General features: G+C 64.9%; 12 protein-coding genes. 1 reads left to right on the top strand and 11 read right to left on the bottom strand.

Annotation, left to right across the window (positions count from 1 at the left end; translation table 11 throughout):
* Positions 1-73: 73 nt before the first annotated feature.
* The 8 genes from A9K66_RS18055 to A9K66_RS18020 all read right to left on the bottom strand — a co-directional run bounded on the left by A9K66_RS18055 (position 74) and on the right by A9K66_RS18020 (position 11842).
* Positions 74-1165 (bottom strand): DNA topoisomerase IB, encoded by a 1092-nt coding sequence (locus A9K66_RS18055; protein ID WP_067326145.1) that lies wholly within the window; start codon positions 1163-1165, stop codon positions 74-76.
* A 74-nt stretch (positions 1166-1239) separates the two neighbouring features.
* Complete coding sequence (locus A9K66_RS18050) at positions 1240-1983, bottom strand: hypothetical protein (protein ID WP_067326142.1); 744 nt, start codon at positions 1981-1983, stop codon at positions 1240-1242.
* Positions 1980-2852: a glycosyltransferase gene (locus A9K66_RS18045; protein WP_067326139.1), complete on the bottom strand. Its 873-nt coding sequence runs from the start codon at positions 2850-2852 to the stop codon at positions 1980-1982. The genes A9K66_RS18050 and A9K66_RS18045 overlap by 4 nt, the downstream gene beginning before the upstream one ends.
* Positions 2852-3787: a glycosyltransferase family 2 protein gene (locus tag A9K66_RS18040; RefSeq protein WP_067326137.1), complete on the bottom strand. Its 936-nt coding sequence runs from the start codon at positions 3785-3787 to the stop codon at positions 2852-2854. Before A9K66_RS18040 ends, A9K66_RS18045 begins: the two co-directional genes overlap by 1 nt.
* A gap of 105 nt (positions 3788-3892) precedes the next feature.
* On the bottom strand, positions 3893-4768 hold the full coding sequence (locus A9K66_RS18035) for a transglutaminase family protein (protein ID WP_067326134.1): 876 nt from the start codon (positions 4766-4768) through the stop codon (positions 3893-3895).
* Complete coding sequence (locus A9K66_RS18030; protein WP_067326130.1) at positions 4769-7180, bottom strand: circularly permuted type 2 ATP-grasp protein; 2412 nt, start codon at positions 7178-7180, stop codon at positions 4769-4771.
* Between the two features lie 6 nt (positions 7181-7186).
* Entirely contained in the window at positions 7187-10546 is a 3360-nt protein-coding gene (locus tag A9K66_RS18025; protein WP_067326127.1) for a transglutaminase family protein, read from the bottom strand.
* Positions 10547-10651: 105 nt separating this feature from the next.
* Positions 10652-11842, bottom strand: coding sequence for an acyl-CoA dehydrogenase (locus A9K66_RS18020; RefSeq protein WP_067002729.1), 1191 nt, complete (start codon positions 11840-11842; stop codon positions 10652-10654).
* Between the two features lie 106 nt (positions 11843-11948).
* Between A9K66_RS18020 and A9K66_RS18015 the strand changes: the two genes are divergently transcribed.
* The gene (locus tag A9K66_RS18015; RefSeq protein WP_067326124.1) at positions 11949-12860 is read left to right on the top strand and encodes a LysR family transcriptional regulator; all 912 of its coding nucleotides are present in this window, start codon (positions 11949-11951) and stop codon (positions 12858-12860) included.
* Here A9K66_RS18015 and A9K66_RS18010 read toward each other — a convergent pair whose 3' ends face one another.
* From A9K66_RS18010 to A9K66_RS18000, 3 genes are all read right to left on the bottom strand, one after another.
* On the bottom strand, positions 12861-15182 hold the full coding sequence (locus A9K66_RS18010; protein ID WP_067326122.1) for a Tex family protein: 2322 nt from the start codon (positions 15180-15182) through the stop codon (positions 12861-12863).
* Between the two features lie 123 nt (positions 15183-15305).
* Positions 15306-16484, bottom strand: a complete 1179-nt coding sequence (locus A9K66_RS18005) for a serine hydrolase (protein WP_067327071.1) — start codon at positions 16482-16484, stop codon at positions 15306-15308.
* 30 nt (positions 16485-16514) lie between these two features.
* The gene (locus A9K66_RS18000; RefSeq protein WP_067326119.1) at positions 16515-17711 is read right to left on the bottom strand and encodes a serine hydrolase; all 1197 of its coding nucleotides are present in this window, start codon (positions 17709-17711) and stop codon (positions 16515-16517) included.
* Between the last annotated feature and the right edge of the window lie 28 nt (positions 17712-17739).

Below are 17739 nucleotides of genomic sequence, written 5' to 3'. Positions count from 1 at the left end.
TAGGACCCTTCCCGACACAAGGTCGACAAAAAAGTTGTAGGGCTATCGAGGGTTTACGCTATCCTCCTGGTGGTCAGGCTTCGCGCGCCTGCAGCCATCTCAGCACCAGCGTCTCCTCCTCGTCGAGGCCCGGTATAAGGCGCTTTCGTTTGTTGGCTTCGGCCATTTCGCCGAGCAGCTTCCCTTCGGCCCACGCCTCGAAGACGAGCGGATGGATATAGCACCGGCGGCAGACGGCTCGCGTATTGCCGAGTCGTTCGGCGACCTTGTCGACGATACTGTTCATCACGCGGTTTTTCTGGGTCATGCTCTCGGGCAACTCCGCCTGCGCGAACAGGGATGCCGCATGGATGGTGCCGCCCCAGGTGCGAAAATGCTTGGAGCTGAACTCCGGGCCAGATGCCTCGCGAATATAGCGATTGACGTCCTCCGACCGCAGCGGCCGGCGTGTTCCCTCGTCATCAAGATACTGAAACAGCTTCTGGCCAGGCAGGTCCTGCGCGCCGCGCACGATTTTGGCGATGCGTTGGTCGACGAGCTTCAGCTTCCATTCCTTGCCGGACTTGCCCGTGAAGGAGAAGCGCAGGCTGGAACCGGTGATTTCGACATGGCGGTCGCGCAGCGTGGTCAGGCCGAAACTCTTGTTGTCGCGGGCATAGGCGGCATTGCCGACACGGATCATGGTGTTGTCGAGCAGCCAGACGACAGAGGCGACAACGCGCTCCAGCGGAAGTCCATGACGGCGCAGGTCGGCATCGACCTGGCGCCTCAAGGAGGGCAGGCTTTGCGCGAAAGCAACGAGGCTGGAGTATTTGACGCCGTCCCGTTCCTCGGTCCACTGCGGATGATAGCGGTACTGCTTGCGTCCGCGCTGATCCCGGCCGGTCGCCTGGATATGGCCGTTCGGGTCGGGCGAGATCCATACATCCGTCCACGCGGGCGGAATGACGATCGCCTTGATACGGTCAAGGGTGGCCGCGGTGACCGCACTCCCGTTCGGGCCGACATAGGAAAATCCCTTGCCTTTTCTCAGGCGCCGGATGCCCGGATCGGCATCGCTGACATAGCTGAGCGCGGCGCGCTCGGCGGAACTCTGCGCGCCGTTCCCTTGTATTTCCAGACCACCCGCCAGGCGGCCGAAGGACGATTGTGCTCGTTGCAGCATGGTAACTCCACGGAACTGGTCCGTAGATAAGCCGCGCGACAGCGGCTGGTTCCGCCGTCCCCAGAGGGCGTCCTTCAGCTCCGCCGGTCGGCGGACACCTCAGCCATCCAAAGCCTGCCGTCGTCGACATGGGTGGGAAAGTAGTCTCGCCCGGCCGGTATCGCTTCCAGAACCGCTCCCGACTCGTCCGTCAGATAGTCGTAGCCGATCTGCTGCAAACGTTGCTCCGGATCGAGATGATTGTAGAGGTCGCGACGTGCCACGCGCCGTTTCGGCTCGATCATCTTCAAATGATAAAGGTTAAGGCCGCTGTCCCGAAGCTTGAAGCGCAGATCTTCGGGGAACCAGGCCTCATGCAGCCCTTGCGACCGGCTCAGATCCGGGTGATAGGCGGGGAAAAGCCTGTGCTGCATCTTTTGGCCCCAGACGCCGTCGATGCGATAGCTTGCCGGCGTATACATCTCCCTTAGGCGAAATCCCCAGGCATTGCGCCTGGACCCGCTGGTCAGTTGGCCTATCCGGCTTGCCACGGCATCTTCCAGCCTTTCGTCCGGATCGATTGCCAGAAGCCAATCGGCACCCGCCTCATAGGCCGCGGCAACAAGCGCGCGCCGCCTCTGCGGTTCATTGCTGAAGACCGCATCCGCCGAGCGATCGTCATAGGCGATCCAGCCATCGACGATTGCGTCGAGATTGGCGAGGAGGTCTGGCACCAGATGCGCATCGTAGCGATAGCTGAAAATGGCGACGATCCTTTGCCGCGACCAAAGCCATCGACCGCGCCGCCGGCGCGGCTGCTTCATCTCCATGGTGATCATGGCCGCGTGCCTGTCCTATCGCCATGCGTTACGCCGACGGCTGCCCCCAGCGATTTTGCGAACAATGCCGCCCATACGATCGGCAGCGATAACATCGCGAAACGTCTATCCTCTTCGGCCAGGCCTTCTTTTGCGAACTTGCCGACATTGCGCCGGTCCCGAAACACCCCTTTGAAAATCCGCAATGGCTTTCGGTGTCCAACGGATTTGAGGTAGGTCCCATATCGGTATCCGCGCAGATACTGGTCGACAATCACTCGGATCAGCCGTGTCTCGTTGCGATGGACGGTAAGCACCGCCGGCTCCCATAGCGGCACGACCGCCTTCGGCAGCCTTTCCAGGAATTCCGTGTCTTCTCCCGTCGCCATTTGTTCGTCGAACAGGCCATACCGATCGAACAATTTTCGGTCGAAAGAAACGCCGTAGCGAAGTGCCTTATGAGCGGGAAGACCTGGCAGGCGCCGCATATAGGTAACGAGATGGGCCGCGCACGCGACCAGATTGCGCGGATGACTGTTGGCGATGGCGCTTGCCACGGCCGCGACGCCTTCCCGGTGATGGCGCAGCCGGACCTCTGCCCATCGCGGGCATGCCAGGCAATCATCCGCGAGAAAGGCGATGAAAGGAGCTTTCGTCGCCGCTATGCCGCGATTTCTCGCGGCCCCGGCAAAGAGCCTTTCTTCGCACTCGATGACTGGCACGTCGAGTCCGGCATTGGCCAGAAGCGCCTGGGCATTCCCGCCGCCGGAATTCACGACCACCACCTCGAGCGGGATGTTCTGGCCGAGCACCGACCTGACCGCCGCGACCAGATCGGTCGGAGCCCGAAAACCTATCACCACGACTGCAAGTTCCGGCCCGTCGGCCATCAGGCACTTTGCAGTTGGACGCGATGGGCCGGGAACCGGCGCCGCGCCGCGATTTTGAGCCGGTAGCGCATGCAGCGCCAGATGTCGGTGGAAACCTTGGGCGCCGCTTCGGCAACCGCCAGGAATTTTGCCGCCGTTTCGAGATCGCCGCGAGCGTAGTGTACGCGGGCGATCTTGAGCGCCACAAGCCCTTCCCTCGCTTTCAACGACGATTTCGCAATGCCGCAGTCGGCGAGTTCGCGCAACGCCAGGCGCCATTCGAGGAAGCGTCGCGCAGGCTTTATCGCGAAGCGGTCATCCGAACGGTCCGACGATACGAAGTAGACCATGATCGGTTGCCTTACGACCGCGAGCGATGCCTTGCGCATAACCCGCGCCCAGAACAATGTGTCCTCGTCGTAGGCAAGACCGGTCGGGAAGCGCGTGTCGCCGACCGTATGCCGCGACACCAGCGCGCTGCCGACGGCAATCGACCGTATCCTGCCTTCCACATAGGCGGAGGCATTGGCGAGCCCGGCAGTCATGTAGCCGGCCGGCGTTTTGAACTGTCGGTCCCGGCCATCGGTCCGCCGGCGGTAGGCGCCGACCACCATGTCGGCGCCTGGCTTGGTCCTGGTCTTGGACAGCAGCGTCCGCAACCCACCCTCGATATGCAGATCGTCGGCGTCGATCATGTAAATCCAGGGGAAGCGCGCCTCGGCCAGCGCAAGATTGCGGGAGCCGCCCGCGTCTCGACAATTGGACCGGATGATCCGGAACGGCAGCGCCAGCCGCGAGGCTGCGTCCGCGGCCACGGCCGCCGTGTTGTCCGTCGAGGAATCGTCGACCAGTATCACTTCGCCGATGATCTCGGCTTCCGAGCGCAAGGTTGCCAACGTGTCTGCAACGGTTGCCGACGCGTTGTGTGCTGGAATGATGATGCTGACCGATGTCAACAATTGAACTCCGCGCAAGTGCCCGGCAGGCCGGTCCACGGTCCGGCGGCAAGATAGCGGCGGGATCGCGATTTGAGAAGCAGCCGCATCACCGATCGTGCGCCTTCAGGCAGCGACCGGGATGACATCGACCGCCTGCTCGCCGATCTGCTCGCCGGTGGTTTTCAGGACGCCGACAATCGGCGCCACGTCGGAATAGTCGCGGCCGTATCCCACCGTGATATGGTCGTTGCTCGCCCGCATGCCGTTGGTCGGATCGAATTCCTGCCAGCCGGCATCGCGCCCGCACCAGGCCTTGACCCAGGCATGCATGGCGTCGGCGCCTTCGAGCCTCGGCTTACCCTTGGGCGGGATCGTGCGCAGGAAGCCGCTGACATAGCCGGCGGGGATGCCAAGCCCGCGCAGCCCGGCGATCATAATGTGCGAGAAATCCTGGCAAACTCCACGCTGAAGCGCAAAGGCATCGCTGGCGCGCGTCTGCACGGTAGTTGCCTTGCCGTCATAGGTGAAATCGCGGTGGATCCGATTGCAGAGATCGACCGCCGTGGCGATCGCCGAACCGGCGAGGCTTTCCCGCGCATAGTCCGTGATTACCGGATCGATGCTGGCGTGGTCGCTGGCGGCGAGGAAGTGATGCGGCGCGTCGGGGGACAGCGAACGCACCGCGTCGAGTTCCGCCCTCAAGCCGTGAATGTCGGGCGAGACGTCGAGGCCGGCTTCCGGCCGCGATACCGACACACGGGCGCTCATCCTGACGTGGAGCTCCTCATGCGCGTCGCGAACGGCGATCGCAGTGACGTTGTTGCCGAAGAAATCGGAAAAATCCGCGCGCTCGGCCGGATTCGGCTGGAACGACAGCGAGGCGGCGATAACCCGCTGCACGCCGGCGATCGTCTGTGGCAGCACGCGCACCTGGTGCCTGCCGCCGCCGGCTGCGGCCGCATAGCCGTAATGAAGATGGAGCCTGATGTCGTAGAGCATTTATCCGAAATAGGCCCTGGCGAGACTGTTGTAGAGATCGCCGATCTGAATGGCGAGATCGTCCAGCACCTTCGCGGTCATGTCCTGAGGCTCCATCACGGCGAGCGCCGTGTTGAGCTGCAGGATTTCTTTCGCCGCGGGCGACATATGTCCCTCGCCCCCGACGGAAGGCAGCATGCCGATCTCGGCCTTGAGCCGCTCGAGCTGGAACAGGATCGAGCGCGGGTTGAGCGGATCGAGCGCCAAGAGGTCTATAACCGTGCGCCGGCCTGACTGAACCGGATATTGCCGGCGGTGGGTCATGACGCTGTCGCCGATCTCCAGCATCATGTCGAGTGCGCCGTCGGGCGCGTCTGCCTTTGTCAGCCTGGCTAGCGTGCGCGCGATCTGGATGCCACGTTCCAGTCGGCGGCCGATCTCCAGGAAGCGCCAACCGGTGAAGCGGTACATGTTCTCGTGCAGCAGCCCCGAGAAGCCCGCAAGCTTTCGCAGCATCACGGTCATCGCCCGCGTCGCGTCGTCGCCCGGAGCGACCGTCTCCGCGAATTTGTGGATGGTCTTCGACAGATCCTTCAGCGCCAGCCAGCCATCCGGCGAGAAGCGGTCGCGGATCTGGCCGGCGCTGTAGACGGCGCTGTCCAATGTGCCGATCAATCCAAGCGGGATCGCGGTTTCGACCTCGATGCCGAACGGTTCGAGATAGTCTCTGATGTCGGCGAGCAGCGGCATCTCGGGATCGGATGTCTCCGCCAGCCTGACGTGATAAGCGCGCAGCACCCGCACCGTGTCTTCCGAGCGCTCGATATAGCGGCCGAGCCAGGTCAGGTTTTCCGCGGCGCGGCTCGGCAGGCTGCCGGGCATGGTGCGGGTGAAGCCGTCGGTCTCCTGCGGCAGCAGCGTCTCCCGCTCGACAGGCCTGTCGCTGACCACCCAGACATCCGCCGCCTGACCGCCGCGCTGCATGGCCATCGCGGTCGGGTCGAGCGAGAAGCCGACGCGTGCAAAGCCGCCGGGCATCACCGTCCAGCCTTCGTGTGTTCGCGCCAGGTAGACGCGCAGGCTGGCGGGCCGCGGCTCCAAGCGGCCGCCGGCAAAGACCGGCGTAGTCGAGAGCGTGACCGCCTCCTGGCCGACGAAGCCAACCCCGTCGGCTTCGATCCGCGCGATAAGCTCCGCCCGCTCGCCGGCCGAAAGCGCCGAACCGAGCCTGGTCGCGCCATCGTCCTCGAAGGCAAGCCGTGTCGACAGCGCCGGGCCAACCACCATGCGGTCGATATTGGCCAGCACATGGTCGCGTTCGGCCTGCTGTCCGCACCACCAGGTCGCAATGTTCGGCAGCTTGAGTTCCTCGCCATGCAATTCCCGCGCGATCCGCGGCAGGAAAGAAAGCAGCGCCCGCGTTTCCGCCAAGCCGGAACCGAGCCCGTTGACGGCCGAGACGGTGCCGCGCCGGATCGCCTCGACCAGCCCCGGCGTGCCGATCTGCGAGTCCGGTTTGAGCTCCAGCGGATCGGCGAAAGCGGCATCGAGCCGCCGCCACAAAACGCCGATCGGCATCAGGCCCGAAACCGTGCGCACCATCAGCCGGCCGCCGGACACCGTCAGGTCCTCGCCTTCGAGCAGCATAATGCCGAGATAACGCGCGATATAGGCGTGCTCGTAATAGGTCTCGTTGAGCGGTCCGGGCGTCAGGATGGCGACGCGGCCGCCGGAATCCTTCGCCATGCCGTTCAGCGCATCACGGAAGCGGCGGAAGAAGCCGGCCAGGCGATGCACATGCAGCTCGCCATAGATGTCAGACAAGGCGCGCGTGGTGGCAACGCGGTTCTCCAACGCAAAGCCGGCGCCCGACGGCGCTTGCGTGCGGTCGCCCAGAACCCACCAGCGGCCGTCGGGGCCGCGGCCGAGCTCGAAGGCGACCATGTGCAGGAAATGGCCGCTGGCCGGACGGACGCCGACCACCGGGCGCAGATATTCCGGGCTCGCCGCAATCAGCCCCGCCGGCAGGATTCCCTTCTCGATCAGCCGGTTCGGCCCGTAAATGTCGGCCAGCATCGCCTCGAACAGGTCGGCGCGCTGGACGAGGCCGGCGCTGATCTCGGCCCATTCCTTCTCGTCGATCAGCAGCGGGACATGCGCCAGCGGCCATTCGCGCTCGTTGGCGCCGGCTTTGTCGTAGACGCGGTAGTAGACGCCGGCATCGCGCAGATATTGGTCGGCGCGGGCAAAGCGCTGTCCGAGCGCCTCAGCCCCCAGATCGTCCAGCGCTCCGATGAAGGACTGCCAGGCCGGGCGCGGATTGCCCGACGCGTCGACCATCTCGTCGACGACGCCTTCAATCGGCCGGTAATGCTCCAACAGGCTCTGCGTCCGCGGCCTGCCGCCCGCCCGTTTCTGATTCCCCTTGGCCATGGTCGATCAGAATCTCGCCGGTCGCCTGAGGTCAAGGGTCATGGGAAACTCTTCAGAACCTTGTTCTTCACGCAGCACATAGGCACCCGGCGTATGGCCGCGCGGCTCGAAGCGGGCCAGCCGCCGCGCCTCCGCCTCGTTGCCATTAACCGGGAAGGTGTCGTAGTTGCGGCCGCCCGGATGCGCGACATGATAGACGCAGCCTCCCAACGAGCGGCCCGACCAGCGGTCGTAGATGTCGAACACCAACGGCGTGTTGACCGGAAGGGCCGGATGCAGGCCGGAGGCCGGCTGCCAGGCCTTGAAGCGCACGCCTGCCACCGCGACCTCTCTGCTGTCGGTCGCCTTCATCGGTACAATGCGGCCGTTGCAGACGACCGCGTGACGCTCCGGATTGAGGCCTTGCGTTCTCACCTGCAGCCGCTCGATGGACGAATCGACGAAGCGGACCGTGCCGCCGATCGCGCCCTGCTCGCCCATCACATGCCAGGGCTCGAGCGCCTGCCTGAGCTCCAGCTTGACGCCGCCATGCTGCACCTCACCGCAGAACGGGAAGCGAAATTCGAGTTGGGCTGCGAACCATTCCGGGCGGAAGTCGAAGCCGTTGAGCTTCAGATCTTCCAGCACGTCGAGGAAATCCGCCCAGACATAATGCGGCAGCATGAAACGGTCATGCAGCGACGTGCCCCAGCGCGCGAAGCGGCCGTCCAGCGGCTTCTTCCAAGCCCGCGCGATGATAGCCCGGACCAGCAATTGCTGGGCGAGCGACATCCGGGCATTGGGTGGCATTTCGAAGCCGCGGAACTCGACCAAACCGAGCCGTCCTGTCGGACCGTCCGGCGAGAACAATTTGTCGATGCAGATTTCCGAACGGTGCGTGTTGCCGGTCACGTCGGTCAAGAGATTGCGGAACAGCCGGTCGACCAGCCACGGCAACGGCGCCTCGCCCTTGTCGGGATGCGGCACCTGGGCCAGCGCGATCTCGAGTTCATAGAGGTAATCATGCCGTGCCTCGTCGATGCGCGGCGCCTGGCTGGTGGGGCCGATGAACAGGCCGGAAAACAGATAGGAGAGCGATGGGTGCCGCTGCCATTGCAGCACCAGGCTCTTCAACAGGTCCGGCCGGCGCAGGAACGGACTATCGTTGGGCGTCGCACCGCCGACAACGACATGATTGCCGCCGCCCGTGCCGGTGTGACGGCCGTCGATCATGAACTTGTCGGTGCCGAGCCGCGACTGCCTGGCTTCCTCATAGATCGCCGCGGTCGTCGCGACGCATTCCCGCCAGTCGGCGGCCGGGTGGATGTTTACCTCGATGACGCCGGGATCGGGCGCCACGCGGATGACGTTGAGGCGCGGGTCGTGCGGCGGCCCATAACCCTCGATATGCACCGGCAGGCCGATCGCCTTGGCCGCGTTCTCGGCCGCCGCCACCAGCTCAAGATAGTCCTCAAGCGCCTCGACCGGCGGCATGAACACGCAGAGCCGCCCTTCACGCGGCTCGACGGTGAGCGCCGTGCGCACCGCACCGCCGATCTCGGTGATCTCCTGCTCGACGCGGTCCTGCTGGCCGGTTGTCGCGGTGAAGGACGCTGCCAGCTGGCGGCGCGCCATTTCGTCGGGGCCCTCAAGTTCTGCTGGGGCAGGTTCCGGCAAGAGAGCGTCGCGCGCCGGCAGCGTAGCGCGCGGCAGCGACGGATCGACCGGCACGATATAGGGGTACTGCGCCGGCGGCACGTAAGGCAGCGCGCCGAGCGGCAGCCGATAACCGACCGGGGAATCGCCCGGCACCAGGAACAGCCGGCCGCGCCGCGTCTTCCACTTTTCCGAACGCCAGCGCTGCCCGGCGGCCTGGCTGTTCCAGCGCTGCACCGGCAGCACATAGCCTGACGGCTTGGTCAGGCCGCGCTCGAACACACGTGCCATGCGGCTGCGCTCTTCCGGATCCTCCAGCTTCGAGTTGGACGGGTCGACATTATCCGGCAGCTTGCCTTCCTTGAGCAGCCATTCGGCCGGATCCTCATAGGCCTCGCCGACCATCGCCTTGTCGATGCCGAGCTCGGCGGCGATCGCCGTGAGCAAGCTTGCGGCCTGCTCAGGCCCGACAGAGACGGTGCTCGTTTCGCGCGCGATCAGCGACGGGTCGCGCCAGACCGGCTCGCCATCGGTGCGCCAAAAGAGCGAGAAGGTCCAGCGCGGCAGGCTCTCGCCCGGATACCACTTGCCTTGCCCGTAGTGGAGGAAACCGCCCGGCGCGAAGCGCTCGCGCAGGCGCCGGATCAGCTGATCCGCCTTATCGCGCTTGGTCGGCCCGACGGCCGCCGTGTTCCATTCGGCAGCCTCGAAATCGTCGATCGACACGAAGGTCGGCTCGCCGCCCATGGTGAGCCGCACATCCTGTTCCCGCAAAACCGCGTCGACCTTGTTGCCCAAGGCGTCGAGCGCCTCCCAGCTTTCATCCGAGAACGGCTTGGTGATGCGCGGATGCTCGGCGATGCGATCGACGCGCATGTCGAAGCCGAAATCGACATTAGCGAAGCTCGCCATGCCGGAGATCGGCGCGGCATTGCGGAAGTGCGGCGTCGCCGCCAGCGGCACATGGCTTTCGCCGGTGAGCAAACCGGAAGTCGGGTCGAAGCCGATCCAGCCGGCGCCCGGAATATAGACTTCGCACCAGGCGTGCAGGTCGGTGAAATCGACCGAAGTTCCAGGCGGTCCGTCCAACGAGACGAGGTCCGGCTTCAACTGGATCAGGTAACCGGAGACAAAACGCGCTGCGATGCCGAGGTTGCGCAGGATCTGCACCAGCAGCCAGCTCGAATCTCGGCACGAGCCTTTGCCGGCGGCCAGCGTCTCCTCCGGCGAATAGACGCCGGTCTCCATGCGCACGATATAGGCGATTTCGCGCTGCAGCCGCGCGTTGAGGCCGACCAGGAAGTTGACCGTGTTTGTCGGACTGCGGTCGATGGTTTTCAGGAAGGCCGACAGCAACGGGCCGGCCGGCTCGGGCGTGCGGTATATGGCGAGGTCTTGCCTGATCTCTTCCGGGTACTCGAACGGGAAATTCTCGGCCGATTCCTCGACGAAAAAATCGAATGGATTATAGACCGTCATATCGGCGACGAGATCGACCTGGATCTTCAATTCCGTCACCGGCTCCGGGAAGACGAAGCGGGCGAGGAAGTTGCCGTACGGGTCCTGCTGCAGGTTGACGAAATGGTTCTTCGGATCGACCTTCAGCGAATGGCTGAGCACCTTGGTGCGTGAATGCGGCGCCGGCTGCAGCCTGATCACCTGAGGGCCGAGAACGACCGGCCGGTCGTATTTGTAATGGGTCAGGTGGTGGACGGCTGCCAGAATTGCCATGGTGCCCCGGGGAACGGCGTTTCAGTCGCCGAACCCTGACATAAGTGCTGGGCATTCTCCAAGCAGAGATGTTGCGCTGCACCTAATTTAAGCAGCGTTGCCGGCTTAGAAAAACGCCTGAAGCCCCGTCTGCGCCCTACCCAGTATCAGCGCATGCACGTCATGCGTGCCCTCATAGGTGTTGACCGTCTCCAGGTTCTGGGCATGACGCATCACGTGATAGCCGATCTGGATGCCGTTGCCGCCATGCATGTCGCGAGCCTGGCGGGCGATGTCGAGCGCCTTGCCGCAATTGTTGCGCTTGACGATCGAAATCATCTCCGGCGCCATCTTGCCTTCGTCCATCAGCCGGCCGACGCGCAGCGAACCCTGCAGGCCGAGCGCGATCTCGGTCTGCATGTCGGCGAGCTTCTTCTGGAAGAGCTGCGTGCCGGCGAGCGGCTTGCCGAACTGCTTGCGGTCGAGGCCGTACTGCCGCGCGCGGTGCCAGCAATCCTCGGCCGCGCCCATGGCGCCCCACGAGATGCCGTAGCGCGCGCGGTTGAGACAGCCGAAGGGTCCCTTCAGGCCCGAGACATTGGGCAGCAGCGCCTCCTCGCCGACCTCGACGCCTTCCATCACAACCTCGCCGGTGATTGAGGCTCGCAGCGAAAGCTTGCCGCCGATCTTCGGCGCCGACAGCCCCTTCAGGCCCTTTTCCAGCACGAAGCCGCGGATCTGGTTGTCATGCGCGGCCGACTTTGCCCAGACGACGAAGACGTCGGCGATCGGCGCGTTGGAAATCCACATCTTGGAACCGGAAAGCCTGTAGCCGTTCGCCGTCTTCTCGGCCCGTGTCTTCATGCCGCCCGGATCGGAGCCGGCATCCGGCTCGGTGAGGCCGAAGCAGCCGATCCATTCGCCGGAGGCGAGCTTCGGCAGGTACTTCTTGCGCTGCTCTTCCGAGCCGTAGGCATGGATCGGATACATGACCAGCGACGACTGCACGCTCATCATCGAGCGATAGCCGGAATCGATGCGTTCGACTTCGCGCGCCACCAGCCCGTAGGTGACGTAGTTGGCGCCGAGCCCGCCATATTCCTCCGGAATGGTAATGCCGAGCAGGCCCGCCTCGCCCATCTCGCGGAAGATCGAGGGATCGGTTTTCTCATCGGCATAAGCTTCCTCGATGCGGGGCGCCAGCTTGTCGGCGGCGAACGCCGCTGCGCCGTCGCGCACCATCCGCTCGTCTTCGGAGAGCTGGTCCTCGATCAGGAAGGGATCGTTCCAGACGAAGGCGTTCTTCTCGGCGGCCATGAGGTGGGTCTCCCGGTAAAATCTTGGATGGCCCGGCTTATCCGCCTCCATCTGGAAAAAATCAAACGAAATTGCATCAAGCATCAATGAGCGATAGTAATAGATCATGAACGTCCAGCGCCGCCTCTTGCCAAACATCAGCGCGCTTGCCGCCTTCGAGGCGGTGGCGCGTCTCGGCTCCTTCACCGCCGCGGCCCGCGAGCTCGATCTCACGCAAGGTGCCGTCAGCCGGCAGATCAATCTGCTGGAAGAGCAGTTCGGGCGCCGGCTTTTCGAACGCGACAGCCGCAATGTCAGGCTGTCCACGGCGGGCGAAATCTACGCCGGCGCGGTGCGCTCAGCACTCGCGCAGTTGCGCGATGCGGCGCTTGGATTGATGAGCAATCGGCATAGCGGTGTTCTCAACCTTGCCATCCTGCCGACCTTCGGCACGCGCTGGCTGATGCCGCTCATTCCGGATTTCGTCGCCCGTCATCCGGACATCACGATCAATTTCGCCACGCGCATTGGCCGCTTCGACTTCGCGCGCGAGCGGCTCGACGCCGCAATCCACCACGGCATGCCTGATTGGCCGGACGCTGATTGCACGCTTTTGATGCGCGAGACCGTGATGCCGGTCGCCGCGCCCGAATTCCTGGCGCAGCGGAAGGTCGCGACGCCGGCCGATATCGGCCGCCTGCCGTTGCTGCACATGGCAACGCGTCCCGACGCCTGGAGCGAATGGTTCGAGCATCAGGAGCTCGACGCGCCGACCGGCCCCGGCATGCAGTTCGAGCAGTTCGGTACGGTCGCGCAGGCCTGCATGGCGGGGCTCGGCGTGGCGCTGCTGCCGCAGATCCTGATCGCCGGAGAATTGCAGCGTGGCCAGTTGGCGCCGGCGCCGGGCAAGCCGATGCAGAGCCGCAGTGCCTATTATCTCGTCGTGCCGCACGCCAAGCGCGGCCATCCGCCGGTTGCCAGCTTTCGCGACTGGCTGCGGGGCCAGGTTGAGAAGGAGCCGGCTGTTCTGGCGTGGTAGCTATTTCCGCTTCATCGCCTCGGCGAGCGCCGCGCCGAACGCACCCTGTGACGGCTTTTCAGGCTGGCGCTGCGGCGCCGGCGAGCGCGGTACGGGCTTGCCGCCGCCGCTGTCGCGCTGGCCGACCCGAGGCGCCCCACCCTGGCCGCCATCCTTGCGCATCGAGAGGCCGATGCGATTGCGCTTGATGTCGACATCGACCACTCGAACTTTCACGACATCGCCGGCCTTTACCACCTCATGCGCGTCCTTGATGAAGCGGTCGGCCAGCTGCGAGACATGCACCAGCCCGTCCTGGTGCACGCCGATGTCCACGAAGGCGCCGAAGGCGGCGACATTGGTGACCGTGCCTTCGAGCAGCATGCCGGGCTTCAGGTCCTTGATGTCGTCGACGCCTTCGGCAAAGGTCGCCGTCTTGAAGCCCGGCCGCGGGTCGCGTCCGGGCTTTTCCAGTTCCGCGATGATGTCGCGTACCGTCGGCAGGCCGAAGCGCTCGTCGACGAAGACACGAGGGTCAAGTGCCTTGAGCGCGGCACTGTCGCCCATCAGCGCGCGCACGTCGCGGCCGCAGGCGACGACGATCTTCTTTGCCACGCCATAGGCTTCCGGATGCACGGATGAAGCGTCGAGCGGCTCGGAGCCGTTCGGGATGCGCAGGAAGCCGGCGCACTGCTCGAACGCGCGCGGTCCAAGCCGCGCCACGTTCAGCAGATCGCGGCGCGTAGCGAACGGGCCGCCGACGTCGCGATGCGCGACGATCGCTTCGGCAAGCGATGGCCCCAGTCCCGACACGCGCGCCAAGAGCGGCGCCGATGCCGTGTTGAGGTCGACGCCGACGGCATTGACCGCATCCTCCACCACCGCCTCCAGCGAGCGGCCGAGCCGGTACTGGTCGACATCGTGCTGATACTGGCCGACGCCGATCGACTTCGGCTCGATCTTGACCAGCTCGGCGAGCGGGTCCTGCAGGCGCCTGGCGATCGACACCGCGCCGCGCAGCGACACGTCGAGGTCGGGAAACTCGGCGGCCGCCGTCGCCGAGGCCGAATAGACCGACGCGCCGGCTTCGCTGACGATCACCTTGATCGGCTTCGGCCCGCCGTCGGACGGCAGGCTGGCGAGCATGTCGGCCACCAGCTTCTCGGTCTCGCGGCTGCCGGTGCCGTTGCCGATCGAGATCAGCTCCACCTTGTGGAAGCGAATGAGCCTGGCAAGTTCCGCCTGCGTGCCGCGCACATCGTTCTTTGGCGGAAACGGATAGACGGTGGTCGTCGCCACCAGCTTGCCGGTACCGTCGACCACAGCCACCTTGACGCCGGTGCGGATGCCGGGATCGAGACCCATCGTGGGCCGGGAGCCGGCGGGCGCGGCGAGCAGCAGGTCCTTGAGGTTGCGGGCAAAGACATGGATGGCCTCGTCCTCGGCCCGCTCGCGCAGGTCGCGCATCAAATCAAGCGTCAGATGGAGCGATAGTTTTATCCGCCAGGTCCAGCCGGCCACTTCCATCAGCCAGCGGTCGCCTGGCAGGGTGCTACCAATCGCATAGGCGTTGGCGATCATCCGCTCGACCGGTTTCACCGGCGATTGATCGTCGGCATCGACTTCGATGTCGAGCGACAGCACCTCTTCGTTGCGGCCACGCAGCATGGCCAAGGCGCGATGGCTGGGCACGTTCGCCCAGCGCTCGACATGATCGAAATAGTCGGAGAATTTCGCGCCCGCCTCCTGCTTGCCGTCGACGACCCTGGCGCGCAGGAAGGCGCGCTCCTTCATATAGGCGCGCAGCTTCCCGACCAGATCGGCATTCTCGGCGAACTGCTCCGACAGGATGTCGCGTGCGCCTTCGAGCGCCGCCTTGGCGTCGGGAACCTCGTCTGTGCGATAGGCTAGCGCGAGTTCGGCAGGCACCGCCGAACGGTCGGCGAGGATCGCCTCGGCCAGCGGCCCCAGTCCACGTTCCCTGGCGATCTCGGCCTTGGTGCGGCGCTTCGGCTTGTATGGCAAGTAGATGTCTTCGAGCTCGGCCTTGGTGGTCGCCGCCGCGATTTTTGCCTCGAGGTCCTCGGTCAGCTTGCCCTGCTCACGGATCGAACCGAGGATGGTGTCGCGGCGCGCATCGAGCTCGCGCAGATAGGCAAGCCGCTCGGAAAGGTCGCGCAACTGCGTGTCGTCGAGGCCGCCGGTGACCTCCTTGCGGTAGCGCGCCACGAAAGGCACCGTTGCGCCCTCGTCCAGCAGCCCGATTGCGGCTGCCGCCTGCTCCGGCCGCGAGCCGATCTCGGCCGCGATGATTGCTGCGATGCGCTTGATGTCCGATGCCATGCTGGTTCCTGCCGAAAAGAGCGGCGACAATAGGCCGGGACGACGGCTGCGCCAACCGCGCTGTCTCCACCCGACAGGAAAGCTCCACAGGAAAGAGCTGCGAGGAAAGACCAGCCGAACGGCTCAAACCATCCGGCTCAGGGCCTCGAAGAAGGCGACTACATCGAGATCAAGCTGATCGTCGACCGGTTCCGGTTGCGACGACATCTTGGCGATGACCACCTCGTCGCTCGGGTTGACGTAGAGCCACTGGCCGTGAATGCCGATGCCGCAGAAGGCGCCGCTTGGCGTGCCCATCTGGTACCATTTGTTGCGGTAGCGGCCCTTAGGGAAGAGGAACGCCATCGTACCGCGCCGCCACGCTTCATGGCTGCCGCCGCTGGCAACCGTGTCATGCACCCAAGCCTCCGGCACGATGCGGCGGCCATTGGCCGTGCCGCCCTGTCGCATCATCTCGCCGATGCGGGCAAGGTCGCGCGGCGTCATCGACATGCCGCCGGCGGTACGCGCCGTGCCTTCCATGTCGACCGTCACTGACATCTCGCTCGCGGCGCCCAGCGGCAGCCACAGTTTCTCGCTGAGCAAGTCGCTGACGCGTTTGCCGGATGCCCGCTCCACCAGGATGCCCAGCATATCCGAATTGGGTGAGCGATAACGGTAGGTCTGCCCATGCGGCTCGGCGAGCCGCGGCAACGTCAACAGAAACGCAGCGAGGCTTTCCGACCCGCCGCCTGGATTCCACAGTGTCGCGCGGCGATAGCGGGCGAAGGCGCTTTCCGGATCGAGATAGGCCTCCTCGAAGTCGAGGCTGACCGTCATGTCGAGCACATTGCGCACGCTCGCATCGCCATAGGCCGAGCCCTTGGCTTCGGGGATGTATTCTGTCACCGGCGCTTCCGGGTCGAACACTCCCTCGCCTTGCAGGATGCCGGCGAGGATCGCCGTCACCGACTTGCTGATCGAAAAGATGATGTGGCGCTGACCGAACGCCATATGCGGCGCCGACCAGTCGCCGACCAGCCTGCCGCCCTTCAGGATCGTCAGCCCGTCAGTGTCGGAGCGCTTCAGGAATGCTTCGACTGTTTCGGCGCCGCCGGCCAAGGTGACTTTCTCCTCGAGCAGCGCGCCGAGCGATTTCACCTCTTCCTCGCCGCCGGGCGCGGCGGCAACGTGGACGCTCGGCACCAGTTCGCCGACATTCTGGAACGACCATTGGCTGAACGGCCTCAGCCGCCAATTGTCGAGCCGCACATCCTTGCGGGCAAAGCCGTATCTGGTCTCGAACGCGGTGTTGCCGGTCACGATTGTCTCCCGGTCGTCCATTTCTGACTTTCAGCCTAGCGCGGCGGCTATGGCGTGCACGGCCTTAAGCGTCGCCACCGAATAGGCGGCGTTGAGGAAATCCGGATAGGTCGAAAGCTTCACGACGACCATCCTGTGCTCCCAGCTGATATGGATCATCTGGCCGAACACGCCCTTGCACATCAGTGCGCGAGAGCGTGGATCCTCGATCCAGAACTGGTTGCGGTAGCTGCCGTCCGGAAGGCTCGGGCTGAAGTCCGGTCCGTGCTTGCCGCTGCGCGTCGCCTCGATCCACTCGGCAGGGATGACCCCGCCGCCATTGTCGAGGATCAACTGGCCGAAGCGGCCATAATCGCGCAGCGTCGCGTTGAAGCCGCCGTCGGCCAGCGCATAGCCGGCGCTGTCGACTGTGAAACAGGCGCTCTCGTCGGCGCCGAGCTTTTGCCAGAGTTCTTCCGAGACCAGCTGCGCCAGGCGCTTGCCGCTCACCCGCTCCATGATGAAGGCAAGCACATCGGTCTCGATCGAGCGGTACTCGAAGGCCTCCCCATGTTCGCGCACCTTGTCCTTCAGCCGCAGGATCAGCTCGAACAGATGCGCGGGCCACCGGAAATCAGGATCGCTGCCCGGCGGGATCGGCTTCCAGCCGGTGGCGACATCGACCTGACCGATCTCGGAATAGCGATCCGTGTACTCTTCCGAGAAGCGCACGCCCGTGGTCATGTCGAGCACTTGCTGCACGGTGGCCCCGGTCCAGGCGGTCTCGCCGAGCTCCGGAAGATAATCCGTCACCAGCCTGGCCGGGTCGATCAGGCCGCGCCCGACCAGGATGCCGAACACCGATCCGGTGACCGACTTTGCCATCGATTGCGACAGATGCAGCGTGCGCTCGTCCATGCCGTTGAAGTAGCGCTCATAGGCGACCGTGCCGTCCTTCAACACCAGGAAACCGTCCGTGTAGGTCTCGTCGAGCAAGCCGGCGAGCGTTGTCGGCCGGCCCTCGCTATCCGCCACCGCCAGGTCGTCGAGATCGACCTCGGCGCGCTCGAGCCGACGGCGATGACCTTGGCCGCGCCAGACCTCGACGGTCGGCAAAAACTCACGCACGTGCTGGAAGGCCCAGCGGTTCCACGGTGGCCGATCCCAGTCGAGCTTCGGCAGAGCCATGGCCGGCGGCGAGCCCTGCATGATCGGCGGCCGCGGATCGGAGTTGCGGTAAGATGTCATCAATCCTCCCTGCACATAAGAAAGGGAG

This window comes from Mesorhizobium sp. AA23 (assembly GCF_001672435.1).
Taxonomy (GTDB): Bacteria; Pseudomonadota; Alphaproteobacteria; order Rhizobiales; family Rhizobiaceae; genus Mesorhizobium.
This window is presented reverse-complemented; position numbering and strand designations above follow the sequence as displayed.

Bases quoted from the DNA above. Each gene is read 5' to 3' on its own strand.
- A9K66_RS18000 (WP_067326119.1), bottom strand. From the start codon at position 17,711: ATGACATCTTACCGCAACTCCGATCCGCGGCCGCCGATCATGCAGGGC.
- A9K66_RS18050 (WP_067326142.1), bottom strand. From the start codon at position 1,983: ATGATCACCATGGAGATGAAGCAGCCGCGCCGGCGGCGCGGTCGATGG.
- A9K66_RS18035 (WP_067326134.1), bottom strand. From the start codon at position 4,768: ATGCTCTACGACATCAGGCTCCATCTTCATTACGGCTATGCGGCCGCA.
- A9K66_RS18045 (WP_067326139.1), bottom strand. From the start codon at position 2,852: ATGGCCGACGGGCCGGAACTTGCAGTCGTGGTGATAGGTTTTCGGGCT.
- A9K66_RS18010 (WP_067326122.1), bottom strand. From the start codon at position 15,182: ATGGCATCGGACATCAAGCGCATCGCAGCAATCATCGCGGCCGAGATC.
- A9K66_RS18020 (WP_067002729.1), bottom strand. From the start codon at position 11,842: ATGGCCGCCGAGAAGAACGCCTTCGTCTGGAACGATCCCTTCCTGATC.
- A9K66_RS18015 (WP_067326124.1), top strand. From the start codon at position 11,949: ATGAACGTCCAGCGCCGCCTCTTGCCAAACATCAGCGCGCTTGCCGCC.
- A9K66_RS18055 (WP_067326145.1), bottom strand. From the start codon at position 1,165: ATGCTGCAACGAGCACAATCGTCCTTCGGCCGCCTGGCGGGTGGTCTG.
- A9K66_RS18025 (WP_067326127.1), bottom strand. From the start codon at position 10,546: ATGGCAATTCTGGCAGCCGTCCACCACCTGACCCATTACAAATACGAC.
- A9K66_RS18030 (WP_067326130.1), bottom strand. From the start codon at position 7,180: ATGGCCAAGGGGAATCAGAAACGGGCGGGCGGCAGGCCGCGGACGCAG.